A 20,423-nucleotide genomic window follows, 5' to 3' on the forward strand; every position below is an offset into this window, starting at 1 on the left:
TGCCCCTGACGGGTCGCGCTGTTCCCTGTGCCCCTGACGGGTCGCGCTGTTCCCTGTGCCCCTGACGGGTCGCGCTGTTCCCTGTGCCCCTGACGGGTCGCGCTGTTCCCTGTGCCCCTGACGGGCCGCGCCGCAGCGCCCCTTCTTTCAGGGCCGCGGGGAAGCCGTACGGCCGTCGGTGTTCACGTCGGCTGGTCCGCGGAGCGGCACGCGCGCTGCCCCGGGGCGCGACCTGAGGCTGGAGCGACGCGTTGAGCATTCGCATTCCCGCCTCCGAAAGGCCGACGAATGACCACACGTGAACCGCTCGCGTCCCAGCGGCCCGCCGGCTCCTCCGCCCGCCGGCCACGGCTCGCGGCCTGTCTCGTGAGCGCCGTGACGGTGTCCGCGCTCGCCGCGCAGCCGGCCGGCGCCGGGAACGGCGGCCGGGCGGCCGGCCCCGGCTGCGCCGACCTCGCGCGGACCGTGCTCGCCGACTCCCACGTCAAGAGCATCAGCTCCGGGGTCGTACCCGCCTCCGGCACGCTCCCGGCGTACTGCCAGGTCGACCTCGTGCCCACCCGGGCCGTCAGCGTCCGCGTCACCCTCCCGCTCAGCACCGCCGACGCCGGTACCGGCGGCACCTACACGGGCGCCTGGAACGGCCGCGTCCTCAACACGGGCGGCGGCGGGTACGGCGGCGACCTCGGCGACCTCGGCGTGGCGGTCCGGCGCGGCGAGGTCGGTTCGGTCACCGACACCGGCCACAGCTCGGCCTGGTGCGACGCGACCGATCCGAGGACCGGCCGGTCCAACGCCCAGCCCGGCTGCGGCGAGGCCGGCGGCGGCTTCGTGCTGTCCCCCTCCGGCAGGCTGAACACCCGGCAGATCGACGACTTCATCGACCGCAGCCTGCACGAGCAGACGGTCTGGGCGCTCTCCCTGGCGAAGACCTACTACGGCCGGGCCGCCCGGTGGAACTACTGGGTCGGCGGCTCCACCGGCGGCCGGCAGGGCTGGCAGATGGCCCAGAAGTACGGCGACGAGTACGACGGCTTCCTGCTCGGCTACCCGGCGGTCAACTGGAACCGGTTCATCATCGGCGAGGCCTGGCCCGCGGTCGTCGTCAACGAACTGCTCGGCCCCGCCGGTCTGTCACCCGCCAGGAGCGACGCCGCGAACGCCGCCGCCGTCGCCGCCTGCGACCCCGAGGACGGTGTCACCGACGGGGTCGTCGCCGACCCGCGCCGCTGCACCTTCGACGCGCGCGAGGTCGAGGGTCTCACCGCCGCCGAGGCCGAGGCGATCGACCTCGTCTGGGACGGCCCGCGCGACGCCGACGGCAACCGGCTGTGGGGCGGCATCACCCGCGGCACCACCTTCTCGGTCCTGCTGCCCGGCGGGAACACCATGAGCCCGCTGATCGAGACCTACGTCCGCAACTGGCTGGAGCAGGACCCGGCCTACGACTGGCGCAAGAACCTGACCATGGAGAACTTCCCGCGGTTCTTCGAGGCGTCGTACCGCAAGTTCGAGAAGACCGCCGCCACCGACAGCACCGACCTGTCCAAGGTCCGGAAGAACAACGGCAGGATCCTCTCCTACGCGGGGACCGACGACCCCCTGATCCTGCCGTTCAACTCCTACAACTACCAGCAGCGCCTGTTCGGCCGCTACGGCGTCCAGGGCACCCGCTCCTTCGTCCGCACCTTCTACTTCCCCGGCGTCGGCCACACCGAGCCGGACCTCACCGGCACCACCGACGCGCGGACGCGGCTCCTGGACGTCCTGGAGGCGTGGACGGAGCACGGCAGGGCCCCCGAGTCCTTCGGCCAGAGCGGCCCCGCTCCGGGCACCGGGCGCACGGTCTGCGCCTACCCGGACACCGCCACCGCCCCCGGCGCGGGCGCCTCCTGCACGACCAGGACGAGCGTGCCGGGCGACCTGGCCGCCGGGTCGACCACCGTCCTGGACCGCCGCTGAGAAGGCGGGGAGCGGCTAGAACAGCCGCTCCCCCAGCAGCAGCGCCCCGATGCCCAGCATCGCCGCCCCCGAGGTGCGGGTCACCGCGCGGGCGGCCCGGGGGCGGGCGGCGAGCAGGGCGCGGGAGAGGGCGCCGACGGCCAGGTAGACGGCGGCGCAGACTGCCATGTGCAGGGCGCCGAGGACGGCGGTCTGGGCGGCCACCGGGAGGTGGGCGCCCGTCGTGACCAGGAACTGGGGGAGCACCGAGAGGTAGAGCAGCAGCGCCTTCGGGTTCAGGCCGCTGATCGCGGCGCCCCGCCGCAGGCCCTGCTGCCCGGTCCCCGCCTCCGCCGCCTCCCGCGGGACCGCCGGGCGGCGCAGCACGCCCCAGCCCAGCCACAGCAGGTAGCCGGCGCCGGCCACGGTCAGGGCCGTGAGCAGCTCCGGCGACCGGGCGACCAGCACCGCGAGCCCCGCGACCGCCAGCGCGGTGTGCAGGGCGTACCCGGCGATCAGGCCCGCCACGGCACGCGGCACCGAACGGCCGCGCACCCCGGCGGCGATCACGTACGCCCAGTCGGCGCCCGGCACGCACACCAGCAGCAGGTCGACGGCGAGGAAGGAGAGCAGCAGTCCGGTGTCCATGGAAAGGGACATTAGACGCGAGAGGCCCGAAAGTGTTCCCAGAATTTGCTCGGGAGGGCCGGTTCCGGGGGAGAATCTTGCTCATGGACGACGTGGACCGGAAAATCCTTGCCGAGCTTCAGCAGGACGGGCGGCTGACCGTGACCGAGCTGGCCGGGCGGGTGCGGCTGAGCGTCTCGCCGTGTCACCGGCGGCTGCGCGAGCTGGAGCGGGCGGGGGCGATCAGCGGGTACCGGGCGGTGGTGGACCCGGTTGCCGTGGGGCTGACCTTCGAGGCGCTGGTCTTCGTCTCCATGCGGCAGGAGGACCGGGACACGGTCGCCGACTTCGAGCGGGCGCTCGCGGAGATCCCCCATGTGCTGGACGCGCAGCGGCTGTTCGGCGAACCCGACTACCTGCTGCGGGTGGCCACCGCCGACCTCGCCGCCTTCCAGCGGCTCTACGACGAGCGGCTCGCGACCCTGCCGGGCGTGCAGCGCCTCACCTCGACGCTGGTGATGAAGCACGTGGTGCGGGACCGGCCGCTGCCGGCTTAGGGCGGCAGGCGGTGGTTCACCGCTGCGCGGGAACCACCGCCTGCCAGACAGGACCCAGGGCGCGACTACTTCGTGGGCTTCTTCCCGGTCACGCCCAGATGCACCAACAGTGCCAGGTTCGGCTTGAGTTCGGCCTGCTTCACGCCCCAGGTCTGGAAACCCTTCTGGTGCGCGGCGACGGCCGCGAGCATGGCGACCAGCGAACCGGCCACCGCGGCCGGGTTCACGTCCTTGTCGACCCGGCCCTTGGACTGCAACTCCGTGATGGAGTCGGTCAGGGAGTTGTTCACCGAGTTCAGGATCTTCATACGGATCTTGTAGAACCGTTTGTCCCCCTCGGCGGCCCCGAGGTCGACCACGCGCAGGATCGCGTCGTTCCTGCGCCAGAACTCCAGGAAACCGTCGACGAGTTCCTGCGCGGTCGCCCAGCCGGCCTTGCCGACCCAGGAGCGACCGGCCAGCAGCTCGGTCAACTGGCCGCCCTCGGTGGCCATTTGCTCGGCGATCTCCAGGACGGCGCCCTCGACGTCCGGGAAGTACTGGTAGAAGGTCGCGGGCGAAGTGCCCGCCTTCCGGGCGACATCGATGACCTTGACGTCCCGGTAAGGGGAGGAGCTGAGCATCTCGCTGAGGCAGTCGAGCAGCTTCTGCCGGGTCGCCTGCCCACGCCGACCGGCCACGCGGCCGTCGACGGTACGCACTTGTCCTGTCATGCCGTCAGCTTACCGAGGGGTGATCGGAGCGCGATTCGGCCGACTGCAAATGGGGTGCGCGGGTGTATAGGGGCCGGTGCGGCTGGTCTGCGCGGTGCGGGCGGGGCGGTTACTTTGACGACATGGCCGAAAACAGGGCATCCGGATACCCGGCGGGATACGCGGAAGGCGTCCCCTGCTGGGTGGACGTGCAGCTCTCCGACGTCGAGGCGGGCAAGCGGTTCTACGGCGCGCTCTTCGGGTGGACCTTCGAGGACGCCGGCCCGGAGGCCGTGTGGGCCCGCCTCGACGGCGCCGCCGTCGCCCGGCTGGCCCGGAAGCGGGACGGCCGGATGCCCACCGTCTGGACGGTGTACTTCGCGACCCCGGACGCCCGGGACCTCGCCCGCCGGGTCGTCGCGGCCGGCGGACAGATCGTCAACGACCCCGTGCCCGTCCGCGACCTCGGCACCGCCGCCCTGGCCGCCGACCCCACGGGCGCCGTCTTCGGCCTCTGGCAGGCCGCGGGCCACCCCGGCTTCGGCGTCCGGCACGCCCCCGGCACCTTCGTCTGGGCGCAGCTCTACACCAGCGACCTCGAAGCGGCCAACGTCTTCTACGGCCGGCTCTTCACCGCCGCCCTCTTCGGCGCGGGCGCCAGACCGGACTTCGGCCGCGCCCCGGTCACCGACGTGTTCGCGGCCGGGATGCCCTCCCAGTTCGTCGTCCACTTCCGCACCGGGGACGTGGCGGCCGCGGCCCTGGCCGTGCAGCAGCTGGGCGGCCGGGTCCAGACGCCGCCCTTCGAGACGTCGTACGGAAAAGTGGCCGTCGTGACCGACAATCAAGGGGCGTTCTTCGCGCTGCTGGAACGCTGAGGCCGGAAACAGGCGGGTCTCGGCGGATAAATGTCTCACTTTGTCATGAGACACCCCGTTTCGTCGCCGGGTTCGCAACCTGCGCCCGGGCCAGGAAGAATCGGGGTGCGTACCGCCATGGCGGTGCGGTGGTGAGACGCTGCACGGGGTCGCGTACATATGTGGGTGGACGGGGCCCGTACGGGGAGGTGGCAGGCAAGTGGTGGATCAGCTGACGCAGCACGATCCGCGGCGGATCGGGCCGTTCGAGGTGCTGGGACGGCTGGGGGCCGGCGGCATGGGGCTGGTCTATCTGGCGCGCTCGGCGTCCGGGCGGCGCGTGGCGATCAAGACGGTACGGACCGAGCTCGCCGAGGACCAGCTGTTCCGGGTCCGCTTCACCCGCGAGGTGGAGGCGGCCCGCGCGGTCTCCGGTTTCTACACGGCCGCCGTCGTCGACGCCGACCCGCGCGCCGCGGTGCCGTGGCTGGCGACCGCGTACGTCCCCGCGCCGTCGCTCGAAGAGATAGTGAACGACTGCGGGCCGATGCCGGCCCAGGCGGTCCGCTGGCTCGCGGCGGGCGTCGCAGAGGCGCTCCAGTCGATCCACGGCGCCGGACTGGTCCACCGCGACCTCAAGCCGTCCAACGTCCTCGTCGTCGAGGACGGCCCCCGGGTCATCGACTTCGGCATCGCCTCCGGTGTCTCCAACACCCGGCTGACCATGACCAACGTCGCGGTCGGCACCCCCGCCTACATGTCCCCGGAGCAGGCCAAGGACTCCCGCAGCGTCACCGGTGCGAGCGACGTCTTCTCCCTCGGCTCCATGCTCGTCTTCGCCGCCACCGGCCACCCGCCCTTCCACGGCGCCAACCCGGTCGAGACCGTCTTCATGCTGCTCCGCGAGGGCCCGGACCTCGAAGGCCTCCCGGACGAACTCCGGCCCCTCATCGAGTCCTGCATGCAGATGGAGGCCACCGCCCGCCCCAACCCGGCCGACCTCCAGGCCCAGCTCGCCCCCCACCTGTTCGGCTCCGGCTCCGACGACAGCGGTACGGCGTCCGCCTGGCTGCCCGAGAAGGCGGTCGGGCTGATCGAGTCCCGCCGCGGCGGCCGCCCCGCCGTCAAACCCTCCGCGAGCCCCTCCGGCGGCCGCAGCGCGGGCCGCCTCGCGATGCCCCCGCCGCCCTCCTACGATCCCGTGGTCCCCGCCCCCGTCCCGGCGGGCGCCCCCGACACCGGTCCGGTCCGCCTCGCGGGCGCCCCGGTGCCGATCGGCCCGGGACCGCGGGTCGCCGACGCCCGCGCCGCCGCCGTGAAGGCACCTCCGCCCGAGGCCGGCCTGGTGGCCAGCTGGTCCCGCCCGCACCCCGGCGTCAACGGCGCCGACCCCGCCGTACCGGCGGCCCCCGTCCTGCCCCCGGAGACGGCCTCCGGCTGGCGGCCCTGGCGGTTCCGGATGTCCAACGACGTCTGGGGCACCCCGGCCGTCGACGGCGACCTCGTCTACGTCACCTCCTTCGAGGTGCACGCCCTCGACGTGGCCACCGGCCGCCGCCGCTTCAAGACCCGCGACGTCGCCTGGTCCATGGCGGTCGCCGACGGCCGTATCCACGCCTCCGACGGCCCCACCCTGTTCGCCCTGGAGGCCCGCGAGGGCGGCGACCTGTGGCGGCTGTCCACCGACGCCTGGGTGTACTCCCTCAAGGCCGACCGCGGCACCCTCGTCACCGGCACCCGGGGCGGCGGCGTCCAGGGCTGGGAGGCGTCCACCGGGCAGAAGCTCTGGGAGCTGGCCGGGGCCCAGACCGACTTCGAGGCCCCCGAGTCCGGGCCCTCCCTGCACGACGGCACGGTCTACGTCTGGCAGGACGCGCGCCTGCGGGCCCTCGACGCCCGTACCGGCGACGAACGCTGGTCCTACCCCATCGGCGACGCGGCCTCCTGCGGCGGCGTCCCGGTCCGCCTCACCCACGCCGACGACGGCTTCGTGTACGCCTCCGCGGGCACCCGCGTCATCGCCCTCGACACCGCGACGGGGCGCGTCCGCTGGCACTTCGAGGCGCCGGCCGTCTTCCTCTCCCCGCCCGCCCACGTCTCCGGCCCCGCCGTCACCGGCGGCGGCATCTACCTCGCCGACTACCTCGGCACCGTCTACGCCCTCGACGCCACCGACGGCCGCGACCGCTGGCGCATCGCGACGGAGGCCCGCGCCTCGATCGAGCCGGTGCTGGTCGCCGCGGGCCACGTCCACGTGGGGAGCGGCAAGGGGCTGTACACCCTGGACGCTGTCACCGGCACCCCCAAGTGGCGCTTCCAGGCGGGCGGCGACGTGGTGGGCGCCCCGACGGTGGCCGAGGGCCGCATCCACTTCGGGTCGACGGACCACCTGCTGTACACCCTCAAGGCCGACGACGGCCGGCTGCGGTGGAAGCTGGCCACCGGCGGGGAGATCACCGGGTCGCCGGTGGTGCGGGACGGGGTGGTGTACGCGTGCAGCAAGGACCGGTGCGTGTACGCCCTGGACGCCGAGAAGGGCACCGGCACGGCCCGGACCGCCTGAGCGCCGCGGGGTGCGGCTCGCAGGGCCACTGCGGCGCCGTGGGGGCTTGTCGCGCAGTTCCCCGCGCCCCTTCAGGTCGGCTGTCGTCCCGTCGGTTGTGACGGTGCCGCGCCTTTTCGAGGGGGCTGGAGCGGTGCGCCCCTTCAGGGGCGCGGGGAACTGCGCGAACGGCCACGACGGACCCGCAGTCGCGTGGCGGCAGTCAGTGGCACCCCTCTGGGCGGTGTCTCAGCGGGTACGAGGGACGACGCCGCGCTGCCGGTCGGCGAAGAGCTCCGCCTGCCGTTCGCCGGGCAGGTTGCCCAGGGTGATCAGGTGCGGGGCCTCGGCCCAGCCCCGTTCCCGGTCCGCCCCCCGCGCCGCCCACAGCGCCCGCACGCTCCCCTGGACCCCCTCCGTCGGGTACCCGGCGATGACCGTCGCGCACCGTACGGCCGCCGCCAACGCCTCCCCGGCGGGCGTCACTTCGGACACCAGCCCCACCTCGTACGCCCGCCGCGCGGAGACCCGTTCGGCGATGCCCATGAGCACCATCCGGGCCACCTCCCCGTACGGCATCCGCTGCGCCATCAGAACCGACTCGTAGGCGCTGACCATGCCGTAGGAGGTGTGCGGGTCGAAGAAGGCCGCGGTCTCGTCGGCGACGACGAAGTCGCACTCGCCGAGGAGGTAGAAGGCACCGCCGCAGGCCATCCCGGCCACCGCGGCGATCACCGGCTTCCACAGGTCGTTCGCCTTCGGCCCGACGGCGATCAGCGGGTCGTCCTGGCTGTACGGCGAGGACGGCTGCGGCACGACGGCGTCCCGGTCGAGCCCGGTGCTGAAGGCGCGCCCGCCGGCTCCGGTGAGCACGACGGCCCGTACCGCGTCGTCGAAGCGCAACGCCCGCCAGGTGTCGCAGAGTTCGCCGGCCGTCGGGAGGTCGACGGCGTTGAGCCGCTCGGGGCGGTCGAGGGTGACGACGGCGACCCCGCTCTCCTTGTCCACCTCCAGCCGCAGGCTCACGGCCGCTCCAGGACCCACTGCGGCAGACCGTCCGCGAAGACCGCCTGCACCCGGGCGCCGATCCGGATCCGGTCCGGGGGGAGGGAGTCGAGCGGCGCTCCGGCCCCGCTCACCACGTTCCCGACCAGCCGTACCCGGGGCGCGTCGTCGAGTTCCACGACGACCACGTTGTAGGGCGCCTGCGCCGCGTACTCGGGCAGCAGCGGCGGGTGCGGGACGACGTACGACCAGATCCGGCCCCGCCCGCTCGTCGGCCGCCACGCGCTCGCGAAGGACTGGCAGTGCGGGCAGCAGGGGCGGGGCGGGAAGCGGGGCTCGCCGCAGTCGGCGCAGGCCTGCACGCGGAGTTCGCCGCGGGCCGCGTACTCCCAGAAGGGGGCGCCGTCGGTGTCGGTGACCGGTCGCAGCATGTCAGCTCCGGTTGGTGAGGAGGAGGGCGGAGGTCGGGACGCCCTCGCCTGCGGTGACCAGGCAGGTGGCGGCGCCCGGCACCTGGGCGGTGCTGGTCCCGCGCAGTTGCTTGACGCCTTCGGTGATGAGGTTGAACCCGTGCACGTAGGCCTCGCTGAGCCCGCCGCCACCGGTGTTCACGGGCAGCCGCCCGCCGGTCTCCAGGGCGCCGCCCTCGGTGAACGCCCCGCCCTCCCCGCGCCCGCAGAAGCCGTAGCCCTCCAGGGAGAGCGGGATCAGGGCGGTGAACGCGTCGTAGATCTGGGCGACGTCGACGTCGTCGGGGGTGAGGTCGGCGTGCTTCCACAGGTGGCGGGCGGCGGTCCAGGCGGGGCCGGTGAGGGGGTCGTCGTTCCAGTAGTTGACCATGCCGTGGTGCTGGGCGGGCAGGCCCTGGGCGGCCGAGTGGACGTAGACGGGCCGGTGCCGGCAGTCCCGGGCCCGCTCCCTGCCGACCACCACGCAGGCCAGCGCCCCGTCCGTCTCCAGGCAGTTGTCGTAGAGGCAGAGGGGCTCGCTGATCCACCGGGAGGTCATGTACATCTCGCGGGTGAGGGGCCGGTCGTACATCACGGCGGCGGGGTTCTGGTTCGCCCGGTTGCGGCAGGCGAGGGCGACGTTGAAGAGGTGGTCGCGGGTGGCACCGTACTCGTGCATGTAGCGACGGGTGAGCATGGCTATTTCATCCGCGGGCCGGAGCAGGCCGAAGGGGCGGGTCCACTGGGCGGGGGTGGGGAGCTGGACGGCGGTGTTGGTCCAGGGGCGGGGTCCGCTGCCCCGCTTCCGCGACCGCCACGCGACCCCCACCGTGGCCTGGCCGCTCGCGATCGCGGCGGCGAGGTGGGCGACCGTGGCGCAGGAGCCGCCCCCGCCGTACCCCACCTTGCTGAAGAAGGTCAGGTCGCCGAGGCCGACCGCCTTGGCCAGCTCCACCTCGTCGGTCTCCTCCATGGTGAAGGAGGCGAGCGCGTCGACCTCGCCGGGGGCGATGCCGGCGTCGTCGAGGGCGGCGAGGACGGCCCGGCAGGCGAGGGTCTTCTCGTCCTCGTCGAGCCGTTTGGCGAAGGGGGTCTGCCCGATCCCGACGACGGCGGTGGCGTCCTTGACGCCTCTGAGACCGGCCATGTGCCCGCACCTCCACGGCTGTCACGGTTTGCTGACAGGTCGTCAGGCTACAGCTAATCTGACGGTCAGTCAGCTATGCGTCCGGGGAGGCCGGTTGTGCGCGGTGACATGGAGTGGGGGACCGTTCCGGGACTGGTGCGGTCGGCGGCGAAGCGGTACGCGGACGTCGAGGCGGTGGTGGACGGCCGGACCCGGATCACGTACGCCGAACTGGGCGCCCGGGTGGAGCGGGCGGCCGCCGCCTGCCTGGCCGCCGGCGTCGAGGCGGGCGACCGGGTCGGGATCTGGGCGCCGAACTCCCTGGACTGGATCGTCGCGGCGCTGGGCGCGGTGTCGGCGGGCGGGGTGCTGGTCCCGCTGAACACCCGCTTCAAGGGCGCGGAGGCGGCGGACGTGCTGCGCAGGAGCGGGGCCCGGCTGCTGTTCGTGACCGGGACCTTCCTGGGGACGTCGTACGTGGCGTCGCTGCGGAGGGCGGCGGGGGAGGGGGACGGGAGCGGCCCCCTCCCGGGACTGCCGTCCCTGCGGGACGTGGTGGTGCTGTCCGAGGACGCGCCCGTCGGCTTCCGCACCTGGAAGGACTTCCTGGCGGCCGGCGAGGGGATCGCCGCCGCCGAAGTCTCGTCCCGTTCGGCCGAGTTGGAAGGCGCCGACCTCTCCGACATCATCTTCACCTCCGGCACGACGGGCCGCCCCAAGGGCGCGGTGATCACCCATGCGCAGACCCTGCGGGCGTACGAGATCTGGGCCGACCTGGCGGGCCTGCGCACCGGCGACCGCTACCTGATCGTCAACCCCTTCTTCCACACCTTCGGCTACAAGGCCGGGGTGATCGCCTGCCTGATGCGCGGGGCGACGATGATCCCGCAGCCGGTGTTCAACGTGGCGACGGTCCTGGCGAACGTGGCGGCGGAGCGGGTGTCGGTCCTCCCCGGCCCCCCGACGCTCCACCAGTCCCTCCTCGACCACCCGGCCCGCGACACCCACGACCTCTCCGCGCTGCGCCTGGTGGTGACGGGCGCGGCCGTCGTACCCCTGCTCCTCGTCGAGCGCCTGCGCGGCGAACTCGGCGTCGAGACGGTCCTGACCGCCTACGGCCTCTCCGAGGCGAGCGGGATCGTCACCATGTGCCGCCGGGGCGACGACCCGACGGTGATCGCGTCGACGTCGGGGCGCGCGATACCCGGCACCGAGGTGCGCGTGGACGCGCCGCCCGGCGAACCCGGGGAGGTGCTGGTCCGCGGCTTCAACGTCATGCGCGGCTACTTCGAGGACCCGGCCGCGACCGCCGAGGCCGTGACGGCGGACGGCTGGCTGCGCACCGGCGACGTCGGCGTCCTGGACCCGGCCGGCAACCTCCGCATCACCGACCGCCTCAAGGACATGTTCATCGTCGGCGGCTTCAACGCCTACCCGGCCGAGATAGAGCAACTGCTGGGCCTGCACCCGGAGGTGGCCGACGTGGCCGTCGTCGGCGTCCCGGACGCCCGCCTGGGCGAGGTCGGCAGGGCGTTCGTGGTGCGGCGGCCGGGAGCGGTGCTGACCGCCGACGACCTGATCGCCTGGGCCCGCCGCGAGATGGCGAACTACAAGGTGCCGCGGACGGTGGAGTTCGTGGCGGAGCTGCCGCGGAACGCGAGCGGGAAGGTGGTGAAGGGGGAGTTGCGGGCCGGCTAGGCGGGGCGGGTGCGGGTGCGGGCGGCGACCGACCGGGGGCTGTGCCGGGGCTGCCGGACCGGGGTGAGGACGATGGTGTCGTCGTCCGGAACCACGGGGCGGCGCCGTCGCCACCCGCCCGGCGCCTCGGCCATCACCACCCCCAGCACCAGCCAGAACAGCATGCTGATCCGGTCCAGGTTGGCCGGGTCGTCCAGCATGCCGGCGAGGAAGAAGCCGGTCAGCGAGGCGAGTCCGAACGTACCGAGCACGGACTTGGCGCGGGCGGCCCGCCCCGCGCTCGCCCAGGCCACGACGGTCACCGCGACGACGGCGACCAGCCCCAGCGGCCCGGTCTCCACGAGCCAGTTGAGCCACAGGTTGTGGGCGTGCACGAACACCCGGTCCCCGGGAGCCGCGGCGGATATCGCCTCGCCGGACCGCCCGAGCCCCACCCCCAGCGGATTGCGCCGGGCCACCCGGAGCGCGGCCCGCCAGGCCTGCCCGCGCACGCCCAGCGAGTCCCCGGCCCGGGACACGGCCCCGATGACCCCGGCCGCGCCGACCAGGCCAAGACCGCCCGCCACCGCGTACAGCCGCCGCTGCGCCCGGTCGGCGAGCCGGGGCGCCAGCCAGTAGGCGACGCCGAGGACGAGGAGACCGGCGGCGGCCGCGACGTACTCGGCGCGGGAGAAGGTGGTGACCAGCGCCCCGTACCCGACGACGACCATGAGGACGATCGCCGTCCGGGCCGTGCGCTCGTCCACCGACACGGCGGCCAGCAGCGCGAACGGCAGCAGCAGCACCAGGCAGGCGCCGAGCAGGTTGGGGTTGGCGAAGGTGCCGGTGGCCCGGATGAGCACGTCCCCGCCGCCCGCGTCGCAGGCGACGTCGGTGAGCAGGCCGGTGCGGCAGAAGCCGGTCGGGGTGGCGTTGGTGACCTGGGAGAAGGCGCTGGTGCTCGCGGCGGTCGCCCCGGCGAGGGCGAGCAGCCCGAGCGCGCGCCAGGACTCGGGCTGGGTGCGGCGCAGGCCGACGACGAGGTAGTACGTCACGACGACGGTCAGCAGCCCGCGCAGCGGGGCGGTCGGATGCCCGCCGCCGTACGTCGCCACCACGGACGCGGCGAGCAGCAGCACGACGGGCAGGTCGAGGCGGGTCCGGAAGTCCCGCAGCCGGGCGCCTCCGGCGAGCAGCGCCAGCAGCCCGAGGGCCAGGGTCAGGCGGGTCGGCGTGAGGATGCCGGCGATCGGGTCGTCGGGGAAGAAGTCGGTGGCCGAGTCGAGCAGCAGCACGGCCAGCGCGCCGAGCGGCACGAACCGAACGACCTTGACGACCACGGCGGGTGCATTCCGGTCGGAAGCCATGACACCCGAGCCTGGCCGCCGACCACGACGCCCGGATGGCGCGGGGACGAACGGGGCGGAGAGCCTTTGCGGACGCTGTGGGATCCAGCAGTGCGGGTGGGGCAGCCGGCACGGCGGGGCCGAGCGAGAGCTCGGCCCCGATGAGCGGTCGGTGTGCGAGCGCGTGGCCTTACTTCGAGGCGCTCGCCCCGGTTCTGGTGCCGTCGCTGGATCTTCTCGTGGGTGGTATCAGGAGATAGCGTGCGCTGGTATCAGATGGTACCTTCCCGGTATGGCCAAGACGCAGATCAATATCCGGATGGACGACGAGGCGGCGGAGATGGCCCGACATGCGGCGGCCACCCGGCGGATACCGGTCAATGAGTACGTCGAACAGCTCATCCGGGCCGACAACGAGCAGTTGCGTGCCGTGTTCATGGCGGCTGCGCAGGAAGTGCTCGACGAGTACGGAGATCTCATCGACGAGATCGAGGGGCAGGGGGAGTCCGGTACATGAGCCTCGACATCGACCTGGCCTGGATCCTGGAGGTCGCACAGCGGGCGGGGCTCGACGACCCGGCCATCGACGACTACGGCGTGCCGATCGCCGCAGTCGAGCGTCACCGAGCGGTGCTGGTAGGACAGGACGTCTACCAGGGCACGTATGCCAAGGCGGCCGCCCTCGCGCACGCTCTCGGGCGGATGTGCTGGCTGGAGCGCTCCAACCTCCGGGTCTCGGTCGCCGTCGCCCACGCGTATCTCATCGCGTCCGGGATTCCGGCCAAGCTTGATCAGCAGAGGGTCTCGGCATTGGCAACCGAACTGAAACGGGAGGGCAGCACGGCAAGGAGCGTGGCCGAGATCCTCAAGTCCTGGGGGGACTAGGCGCGACGTGGCCGTGGTGCCCGGCGTTTTCGAGTTGCCGTTGGGCCACTCGCTTCTTGGCCAGTGTCGTGCTTCCACGGCTCGGGTAAAGGGCGCTCCACTGCGTTGCGCGTTGGCTGCGCCGATGGCCCTGCGGGCCACCCTTGACACGATCCGTCCAGCACGGGGGGGGAGAAGCGAGCGAGCGGCCGGGAAAGGCGGGTGGCCGGCCGGGGTTCACGGTCAACCGTCGGGCCAAAGGCCGCCTCCGGGCCGAGGTCAGCGACCCCGAACCGCAGGCGCTTCCCATGCTGCTCTTCGCCACAGAGCCCGAGGAGACCGGAAGGGGCTTGGCTCTGCTGGGCGCGCTGGTGCAGTGGTGGGGTGTGGAGCTGGGGTCTGCAGGCAAGACGGTGTGGTGCGAGCTGGGCGGAAGCCGCAAGGAGATCTCATTTGCGGTTCTGAGGCACATTCCGGTGCAGGAAGCCTGCGCTGTTGCCAACTTGCAAGCCTCGGACCCTACGCCGATGGGCCGGATAAGGACCGGCCCATCGGCCTGCGGTGGTGGAGTCAGCCGGCGTGATTCTCGGATGTGGTCACCGTGCCCGCATGGTTCTCCTGCGTAGTCACGATGCCAGCGTGGTTCTCCGCCGGCGCCGGGCTCGTCGCAGCGGCGGTCGCGCCGAGGATGATGGCAACGGTGGCGACAATCCTCTTGGTACGGCTCGCTTTGGCTCCTACCAGGTAGGGGAGATCTGGACAGGAGTGACGCTAGCTCCAGGGGGGGCGATCGTTCGAGGGGATCGAACGGCTCGCGCCGGGAATTGGCGGGAACCTCACTCTTGACACACCTCGGCCGCGACGGCTCCCCCTCCGCGCCGCCGCGGCCGATCCCCGTCCTGGTGTGGCTCGGTCAGGCCTTCTCGTCCGTGGCGTGCGAGTTGTCCGGCGTGACGGTGGTGTCCTCGTCGTCCGCCTGGAGGATCGTGGCGCTGAGCGGCTCGCTGGTGGCGTGGCTGTTCAGCGTGGTGATCTCGGCGCCCTCGGCAGCCACCTCGGCCTCGGTCGTCTTCGTCTCGTCGCTCATGGTTCGCTCCCCTGTATGTCCTTGACGCTGTGGGTAGGAAGGCCCACCCGGCGGCTCCCCCGTAGGGCCGCCGGGCGGACGCTTCCGGGCCGCTACACCTTAAGGCGCGGGCCCAGGCCAAACCGTCTGCCCCCCGACGCGACGGATCGACAGGACGAGAGTGCCGTGGCGCGATAAACGAATGATGAACGTCCGCCGGGCGCCGCCGCTGCCCGTTCCTCGCGGGCGCCTTGCCTCAGGCGATGACACTCGGCCTGAGGAGGGCCTTCACCTCTTCGGCCTCGGTTGCCCCGAGCCCCTCGAAGATGGCGAGCGCTTCCTGCCAGCAGACCTGCGCGCGGCCCGGATGCCCGATCAGGGTCAGGGCCTGGCCGAGCACCGTGAGGACGTTCCCGCGCCGCCAGTCGCCGCCGATCCCGCGCAGCAGGGTGAGGGCCGACTCGGCGTTGGTCGCGGCCTGCGCGGGCCGCTCGGCCGCGAGGTCGAGTTCGGCGAGCCGGAACAGGGACATCCCCTCCCACAGCCGCATCCGGCTGTCCCGGAACACCTCCAGGGCCTCCTGAAGCCGCTCGGCGGCCTGGTCGTACTGGCCCCCCTGGGTGAGCGCGAGGCCCAGCGCGTAACGGCCGTTGGCGCCCTTCAGGGCGTGCCCCATGGCGTCGTACATGCCGGTCCCCTGCTGTGCCAGGGAGACCGCGCTGGCGGTCCGTCCCATCGCCAGGTGGATCCGGGAGAGGTTGCACAGCGCGCTGGCCTCGCCGGGCTCGTCGCCGCAGGCGCGGAAGCTGTCGATCGCGCGGGTGAGGTGCGCTTCTCCGTCCTCCAGCCTGTTCTGGTAGAGCGCGATGATGCCGAGCATGTTGGAGGCCCAGCACCCGGGCAGCGGGTCGCTCGCGAGGTCCGAGAGCCGGACCGCCTCGGTCGCCTGTTCGTTCGCCGGTCCGAAACGGCCGATCAGGTGGTAGGCGTTGGCCAGCACCACGTGTGCGCGGGCCTGTGCCCGCACATCCGCCGAGGCGCGCGCCGCGTCCCGCACGAAGGCCGCCGTGGTCTCGTACTCCCTGGAGTTGGCCCCCGACTCCGTCAGGTCGACGGCCGCCCACAGCAGGTCCACGGCGCGCCTGAGCAGTCCGGGCGCCGTCGTCTGCCGGACGCAGGCCAGCACGGGCATGGCCTCCGCGTAGAACCAGTCCTGGGCCTCGTGCCGGTCCTGGAACGCCAGCCCCGGGTACTCGGTGGCCTCGAGGTGATCCACCAGCCGGTCCCCGGGCCGGTCGATCGCGTAGAACGCCGCCGCGGTGGCCAGGTAGAAGTCCAGCAACCGTGACATCGCCGCCTCCCGTTCACTGGGCGGCTGCTCGTCCCGTTCCGCGCACGCGCGCGCGTAGAGCCGTACGAGGTCGTGGAAGCGGTAGCGGCCCGGAGCCGCCGATTCCAGCAGTGAGGTGTCGACCAGGGTCTCCAGCAGGTCCTCGGTCGCCTCCACCGGCAGACCGAGTACGGCCGCGGCCGCCGCCAGCGACATGTCCGGGCCGTCCGCCAGGCCCAGCAGGCGGAACGCCCGCGCCTGAGCCGGTTCCAGCTGGCCGTAGCCCAGTTCGAACGTCGCCTTCACCGCGAGGTCGCCGGCCTGCAGCTCGTCCAGGCGGCGGCGTTCGTCGGCGAGCTTCGCCGCCAGTACCGACACCGTCCAGGTGCGGCGGGCCGCGAGGCGGGACGCGGCGATGCGGATGGCGAGGGGGAGGAAACCGCAGGCCGCCACCACGTCGAGGGCCGCCTCGCGCTCGGCGGCGACCCGCTCGGCACCGACGATCTTCGTGAAGAGCTGCAGCGCCTCGTCGGGGGACATCACGTCCAGGTCCACCAGGTGCGCGCCGGCCAGGTCCACCATCCGTACCCGGGCGGTGACCAGGGCCGCGCAGCCCTCCGTGCCGGGCAGCAGGGGGCGTACCTGGGCCGCGTCCTTCGCGTTGTCGAGGAGGACGAGGACCCGGCGGCCGTCCAGGACCGAGCGGTACAGCGCCGAACGCTCCTCCAGGGAGTCGGGGATGGCGGAGTCCGGGGTGCCCAGGGCGCGCAGGAAGGAACCGAGGACCGTCTCCGGCTCCGCGGCACGGGGGCCGGCCCCCTGCAGGTCGACGTAGAGCTGGCCGTCCGGGAACGCGGACCGGGCCTGGTGGGCGACGTGCACGGCGAGGGTCGTCTTGCCGACGCCCCCGATGCCCGCCAGCGCCGATACGGCCATCACCCGGCCCTCGGCCGACGCCAGCACCTCGCTCAGCTCGGTGACGAAGGCGGCGCGGCCGGTGAAGTCGCGGACTGTGGCGGGGAGTTGGGCGGGACGGACCTGGACCGCGGGGGGTTCCGCCGCGGGCGTCGAGGGCTCCGCCAGGGCCGGGTCGGCCTGGAGGATGCGCTGCTGCAGTTCGCGCAGGCCGGGGCGCGGGTCGACGCCCAGCTCCTCCGCGAGCAGGCGGCGGGTGTCCGCGTACACCGCGAGGGCCTCCGCCTGGCGGCCGCTGCGGTACAGGGCGAGCATGAGGAGTTCGCGGAAGCGCTCGCGCAGGGGGTGGGCCGCGGTGAGCGCCGTCAGCTCGGAGACGGCCTCCGCGTGGCAGCCCTGTTCCAGGTCCATGTCCAGCCGGTTCTCCAGGAGTTGCAGCCGCAGCTCCTCCAGGCGCACCCGCTGTGTCTCCGCGTACGGCCCCGGCACCCCGGCCAGCGGTTCGCCGTCCCACAGGGCGAGCGCCCGCCCGAGCACCTCCCGCGCCTGGTGCAGGTCCCCGGCGCTCTTCGCCTTCTCCGCCGACGCCGCCAGATCCTGCGCGACCGCCAGGTCCAGCGCCCCCTCGCCCAGGCCCCGCACCGCGTATCCGCCGGACTCGCTGACCAGGACCCCCGGGTCCAGGACCTTGCGCAGCCGGGACGCGTACGTGCGTACCGCCGCCAGCGCCTGCGACGGCGGCTCGGGACCCCACAGGGCGTCGATCAGCTCGGCCGCGGTCGCCGTCCGGCCCTCGCGCAGCAACAGGGCGGCGAGCAGCGCGCGTTGCTGCGGGGAGCCGGTGTTGAGGGGCTCCTCGGCACGCCAGGCGCGCACCGGACCGAGCACACTGAAGCGCAGCACCGCCGCCTCCGCCGAGGAGGGGGCGCGCCGCTGCTCCGGCACCCGCGGTCCACCGTCCATGCCCGTCCCCCTAGACATCCCGCTTCACCCCGTCAGTCTGCCTTGTCCGGGCGGGCCGCGTCAGCCTGGGGAGACACCGATCACAGGGCGACGCGCGGTGGTCCACACAGTCTTCACACGGCGGCACCCCCGTCAGCAGGGCGGACGTCAGGTGGAACGATTCCGCGGGCGGGCCGGCGGGCGCCCTGCCGGGTTCGGTGAACGCGTACCCGGAGTGCGCCCGCCCCGTCCCGCTCCTGCCTGACGATCCGTCATCCCATAGCTGACGGTTCGTCAGATCAGCGCTACCGTGAGCGCCATGGACACCCAGGACGGCACCTTCCCGCTGATCATCTCCGTCGACGACCACACCGTGGAGCCGCCGGACGTCTGGCAGTCCCGCCTCCCGAAGAAGTACCTGGACACCGGACCGCGCATCGTCCGGGCCCCGTTGAAGGAGATGAGCTTCCTCGGCGGCCGGTTCAAGCCCGTCATGGGCAGGCCGGGCGAGGACGGCCCGGTCGGCGACTGGTGGATCTACGAGGACCTGCACCGCCCCCTCACCCGCCTCGACACCGCCGTCGGCTACTCCCGCGACGAGATCAAGCTCGAAGTGATCACGTACGAGCAGATGCGGGCGGGGTCGTACGACGTGCCGCAGCGGCTCGCCGACATGGACGTCAACCACGTCCAGTCCGCGCTCTGCTTCCCGACCTTCCCGCGCTTCTGCGGGCAGACCTTCACCGAGGCCAAGGACCGCGAACTGGCCCTGCTCTGCGTCCGGGCCTACAACGACTGGATGGTGGAGGAGTGGTGCGGGCCGCTCGCGCAGGGCCGTCAGATACCCCTCGCCCTCATCCCGCTGTGGGACGCCGAACTGGCCGCCGCCGAGGTCCGCCGCAACGCGGCCCGGGGCGTCCGCGCCGTCGCCTTCTCCGAGATACCCCCGCACCTGGGCCTGCCCTCCGTCCACACGGACTCCTGGGACCCCTTCCTCGCCGCCTGCGACGAGACCGGCACGGTCGTCGCCATGCACATCGGCTCCAGCAGCAGGATGCCCTCCACCTCCGCCGACGCCCCGCCCGCCGTCGGCTCCACCATCACCTTCGCCAACTGCTGCTTCTCGATGGTCGACTGGCTGATGAGCGGCAAGTTCGAGCGCTTCCCGAACCTGAAGGTGATGTACGCGGAGGGCCAGATCGGCTGGATCCCCTACATCCTGGAGCGCGCCGACGTCGTCTGGGAGGAGAACCGCGCCTGGGGCGGCGTCGCCGACAAGGTCACCCGCCCGCCCTCCGAACTCTTCGCCGAACACGTCTACGGCTGCTTCTTCGACGACGCCTTCGGGCTCCGCAACCTCGACTCGATCGGCGTCGGCAACGTCCTCTACGAGACCGACTACCCGCACTCCGACTCCACCTGGCCGAAGTCGAGGGAGGTCGGCGAGGCCCAGATGGGCCACCTGGCCCCGGACGCGGTCGAGCGGATCGTCCGCGGGAACGCGATCGACCTGCTGGGGCTGACGGCCGGCGGTCTGTGGGGCGGCGGTCCGCGGTGAGCCCCGACTACGGGATCCAGCTCCCCGTCCAGTCCCAGTCCACCATCTACGCCGAGGGCTGGGAGGCCGGGGCCGGCGCCGCGGACTTGGTCGAGATCGCGCGGGCCGTCGACCGGGCCGGGTTCGCCTACCTCGCCGTCTGCGACCACGTGGCGATCCCGCACCGGCTGGCCGGGGCGATGAGCACGGTCTGGTACGACCCGGTGGCCACCCTCGCCCACCTGGCCGCCGTGACCGAACGGGTGCGGCTGCTCAGCCATGTCGCCGTCGTCGGCCTGCGGCACCCGCTCCTGTCCGCCAAGCAGTACGCGACCCTCGACCACCTCTCCGGCGGCCGCCTGATCCTCGGCGTCGGCGCCGGGCACGTGCGGGAGGAGTTCGAGGTGCTGGGGGTGGACTTCGGGCAGCGCGGGGCGGTGCTGGACGAGGCGATCGACGCGCTGCGGGCGGCGCTGGGGGCGGACGAGTTCCCCTCCCACCACGGGAAGTTCTACGACTTCGAAGGGCTCGGGCAGCGGCCCCGGCCCGCGCAGGAGCGGGTGCCGGTGTGGATCGGCGGATCGTCGCCGGCCGCCGTGCGGCGGGCCGCGCTCAAGGGCGACGGCTGGCTGCCCCAGGGCGACCCCAGGGACCGGCTCCCGGCACAGATCGAGCGGCTGCGGCGGCTGCGCGCCGGGGCGGGCATCGAGGAGCCGATCACGGTCGGCGCCATCACCGAACCGCTGTACGTCGGCACGCCGGAGTGGGAGGTCGGCCGCCGCACCCTCGGCGGAGCCCCGGACTTCCTCGCCGAGTCGCTGCGGGCGTACGGCGCGATGGGCGTGCACCAGATCCAGGTGCGGTTCCGCAGCCGGAGCCGGGCCGAACTCATCGACCAGATAGCGGCGTTCGGGGCGGATGTCGCGCCCCTTCTCAGCTGAGGGAGGCAC

General features: G+C 73.1%; 17 protein-coding genes. 9 read left to right on the forward strand and 8 right to left on the reverse strand.

The window, feature by feature from the left end; all coding sequences use genetic code 11:
• Positions 1-288: 288 nt before the first annotated feature.
• Positions 289-1,962 carry a tannase/feruloyl esterase family alpha/beta hydrolase gene (locus tag ACIQVL_RS26820; RefSeq protein ID WP_403476545.1) on the forward strand — a complete coding sequence of 558 codons (1,674 nt, stop codon included), beginning with the start codon at positions 289-291 and terminating at the stop codon, positions 1,960-1,962.
• Between the two features lie 15 nt (positions 1,963-1,977).
• Here ACIQVL_RS26820 and ACIQVL_RS26825 read toward each other — a convergent pair whose 3' ends face one another.
• Positions 1,978-2,589 carry a LysE family translocator gene (locus tag ACIQVL_RS26825; RefSeq protein WP_403426899.1) on the reverse strand — a complete coding sequence of 204 codons (612 nt, stop codon included), beginning with the start codon at positions 2,587-2,589 and terminating at the stop codon, positions 1,978-1,980.
• Between the two features lie 83 nt (positions 2,590-2,672).
• On the opposite strand from ACIQVL_RS26825, the gene ACIQVL_RS26830 reads away from it, so the two are divergent.
• The gene (locus tag ACIQVL_RS26830; RefSeq protein WP_403426901.1) at positions 2,673-3,125 is read left to right on the forward strand and encodes an Lrp/AsnC family transcriptional regulator; all 453 of its coding nucleotides are present in this window, start codon (positions 2,673-2,675) and stop codon (positions 3,123-3,125) included.
• Between the two features lie 65 nt (positions 3,126-3,190).
• Here the strand turns inward: ACIQVL_RS26830 and ACIQVL_RS26835 are convergent, their stop codons facing one another.
• Positions 3,191-3,826: a TetR family transcriptional regulator gene (locus ACIQVL_RS26835; protein ID WP_362601766.1), complete on the reverse strand. Its 636-nt coding sequence runs from the start codon at positions 3,824-3,826 to the stop codon at positions 3,191-3,193.
• Positions 3,827-3,960: 134 nt separating this feature from the next.
• Here ACIQVL_RS26835 and ACIQVL_RS26840 point away from each other — a divergent pair, with 134 nt between their 5' ends.
• Both ACIQVL_RS26840 and ACIQVL_RS26845 read left to right on the forward strand, forming a co-directional pair.
• Positions 3,961-4,695 carry a VOC family protein gene (locus ACIQVL_RS26840; protein ID WP_403426902.1) on the forward strand — a complete coding sequence of 245 codons (735 nt, stop codon included), beginning with the start codon at positions 3,961-3,963 and terminating at the stop codon, positions 4,693-4,695.
• A 199-nt stretch (positions 4,696-4,894) separates the two neighbouring features.
• Positions 4,895-7,237: a PQQ-binding-like beta-propeller repeat protein gene (locus ACIQVL_RS26845; RefSeq protein ID WP_403476546.1), complete on the forward strand. Its 2,343-nt coding sequence runs from the start codon at positions 4,895-4,897 to the stop codon at positions 7,235-7,237.
• A gap of 228 nt (positions 7,238-7,465) precedes the next feature.
• Here the strand turns inward: ACIQVL_RS26845 and ACIQVL_RS26850 are convergent, their stop codons facing one another.
• Genes ACIQVL_RS26850 through ACIQVL_RS26860 form a run of 3 tightly spaced genes read right to left on the reverse strand, consistent with a single transcriptional unit; the run spans position 7,466 to position 9,817 of the window.
• Positions 7,466-8,242 (reverse strand): enoyl-CoA hydratase/isomerase family protein, encoded by a 777-nt coding sequence (locus tag ACIQVL_RS26850; RefSeq protein ID WP_403476547.1) that lies wholly within the window; start codon positions 8,240-8,242, stop codon positions 7,466-7,468.
• Entirely contained in the window at positions 8,239-8,652 is a 414-nt protein-coding gene (locus ACIQVL_RS26855; protein ID WP_403426908.1) for a Zn-ribbon domain-containing OB-fold protein, read from the reverse strand. The genes ACIQVL_RS26850 and ACIQVL_RS26855 overlap by 4 nt, the downstream gene beginning before the upstream one ends.
• A 1-nt stretch (position 8,653) precedes the next feature.
• Positions 8,654-9,817, reverse strand: a complete 1,164-nt coding sequence (locus ACIQVL_RS26860; RefSeq protein WP_403426911.1) for a lipid-transfer protein — start codon at positions 9,815-9,817, stop codon at positions 8,654-8,656.
• A 108-nt stretch (positions 9,818-9,925) separates the two neighbouring features.
• On the opposite strand from ACIQVL_RS26860, the gene ACIQVL_RS26865 reads away from it, so the two are divergent.
• The gene (locus ACIQVL_RS26865; RefSeq protein ID WP_403427252.1) at positions 9,926-11,494 is read left to right on the forward strand and encodes a FadD3 family acyl-CoA ligase; all 1,569 of its coding nucleotides are present in this window, start codon (positions 9,926-9,928) and stop codon (positions 11,492-11,494) included.
• Here the strand turns inward: ACIQVL_RS26865 and ACIQVL_RS26870 are convergent.
• Positions 11,491-12,840, reverse strand: a complete 1,350-nt coding sequence (locus tag ACIQVL_RS26870) for an O-antigen ligase family protein (protein WP_403476548.1) — start codon at positions 12,838-12,840, stop codon at positions 11,491-11,493. The two genes, ACIQVL_RS26865 and ACIQVL_RS26870, sit on opposite strands and share 4 nt — an antisense overlap.
• Before the next feature lie 271 nt (positions 12,841-13,111).
• On the opposite strand from ACIQVL_RS26870, the gene ACIQVL_RS26875 reads away from it, so the two are divergent.
• Positions 13,112-13,336 carry a hypothetical protein gene (locus tag ACIQVL_RS26875; protein WP_403426913.1) on the forward strand — a complete coding sequence of 75 codons (225 nt, stop codon included), beginning with the start codon at positions 13,112-13,114 and terminating at the stop codon, positions 13,334-13,336.
• Positions 13,333-13,704 (forward strand): fic family toxin-antitoxin system, toxin component, encoded by a 372-nt coding sequence (locus ACIQVL_RS26880; protein ID WP_403426915.1) that lies wholly within the window; start codon positions 13,333-13,335, stop codon positions 13,702-13,704. The genes ACIQVL_RS26875 and ACIQVL_RS26880 overlap by 4 nt, the downstream gene beginning before the upstream one ends.
• 892 nt (positions 13,705-14,596) lie before the next feature.
• On the opposite strand, the gene ACIQVL_RS26885 is transcribed toward ACIQVL_RS26880, so the two are convergent.
• Together ACIQVL_RS26885 and ACIQVL_RS26890 are read right to left on the reverse strand one after the other, a co-directional pair.
• Positions 14,597-14,770, reverse strand: coding sequence for a hypothetical protein (locus tag ACIQVL_RS26885; protein ID WP_403426918.1), 174 nt, complete (start codon positions 14,768-14,770; stop codon positions 14,597-14,599).
• A gap of 235 nt (positions 14,771-15,005) precedes the next feature.
• A complete protein-coding gene (locus ACIQVL_RS26890) occupies positions 15,006-17,957 on the reverse strand; it encodes a BTAD domain-containing putative transcriptional regulator (RefSeq protein WP_403476549.1) in 2,952 nt (983 codons plus the stop codon).
• Positions 17,958-18,255: 298 nt separating this feature from the next.
• On the opposite strand from ACIQVL_RS26890, the gene ACIQVL_RS26895 reads away from it, so the two are divergent.
• On the forward strand, positions 18,256-19,494 hold the full coding sequence (locus ACIQVL_RS26895) for an amidohydrolase family protein (protein ID WP_403476550.1): 1,239 nt from the start codon (positions 18,256-18,258) through the stop codon (positions 19,492-19,494).
• Positions 19,491-20,414, forward strand: coding sequence for an LLM class F420-dependent oxidoreductase (locus ACIQVL_RS26900; RefSeq protein WP_403476551.1), 924 nt, complete (start codon positions 19,491-19,493; stop codon positions 20,412-20,414). The genes ACIQVL_RS26895 and ACIQVL_RS26900 overlap by 4 nt, the downstream gene beginning before the upstream one ends.
• Positions 20,415-20,423: the final 9 nt, after the last annotated feature.

This window comes from Streptomyces sp. NPDC090499 (assembly GCF_044769305.1).
Classification (GTDB): Bacteria; Actinomycetota; Actinomycetes; order Streptomycetales; family Streptomycetaceae; genus Streptomyces.

Bases quoted from the DNA above. Each gene is read 5' to 3' on its own strand.
- ACIQVL_RS26820 (WP_403476545.1), top strand. From the start codon at position 289: ATGACCACACGTGAACCGCTCGCGTCCCAGCGGCCCGCCGGCTCCTCC.
- ACIQVL_RS26825 (WP_403426899.1), bottom strand. From the start codon at position 2,589: ATGGACACCGGACTGCTGCTCTCCTTCCTCGCCGTCGACCTGCTGCTG.
- ACIQVL_RS26830 (WP_403426901.1), top strand. From the start codon at position 2,673: ATGGACGACGTGGACCGGAAAATCCTTGCCGAGCTTCAGCAGGACGGG.
- ACIQVL_RS26840 (WP_403426902.1), top strand. From the start codon at position 3,961: ATGGCCGAAAACAGGGCATCCGGATACCCGGCGGGATACGCGGAAGGC.
- ACIQVL_RS26855 (WP_403426908.1), bottom strand. From the start codon at position 8,652: ATGCTGCGACCGGTCACCGACACCGACGGCGCCCCCTTCTGGGAGTAC.
- ACIQVL_RS26860 (WP_403426911.1), bottom strand. From the start codon at position 9,817: ATGGCCGGTCTCAGAGGCGTCAAGGACGCCACCGCCGTCGTCGGGATC.
- ACIQVL_RS26865 (WP_403427252.1), top strand. From the start codon at position 9,926: ATGGAGTGGGGGACCGTTCCGGGACTGGTGCGGTCGGCGGCGAAGCGG.
- ACIQVL_RS26870 (WP_403476548.1), bottom strand. From the start codon at position 12,840: ATGGCTTCCGACCGGAATGCACCCGCCGTGGTCGTCAAGGTCGTTCGG.
- ACIQVL_RS26875 (WP_403426913.1), top strand. From the start codon at position 13,112: ATGGCCAAGACGCAGATCAATATCCGGATGGACGACGAGGCGGCGGAG.
- ACIQVL_RS26880 (WP_403426915.1), top strand. From the start codon at position 13,333: ATGAGCCTCGACATCGACCTGGCCTGGATCCTGGAGGTCGCACAGCGG.
- ACIQVL_RS26885 (WP_403426918.1), bottom strand. From the start codon at position 14,770: ATGAGCGACGAGACGAAGACGACCGAGGCCGAGGTGGCTGCCGAGGGC.
- ACIQVL_RS26890 (WP_403476549.1), bottom strand. From the start codon at position 17,957: ATGGACGGTGGACCGCGGGTGCCGGAGCAGCGGCGCGCCCCCTCCTCG.
- ACIQVL_RS26895 (WP_403476550.1), top strand. From the start codon at position 18,256: ATGGACACCCAGGACGGCACCTTCCCGCTGATCATCTCCGTCGACGAC.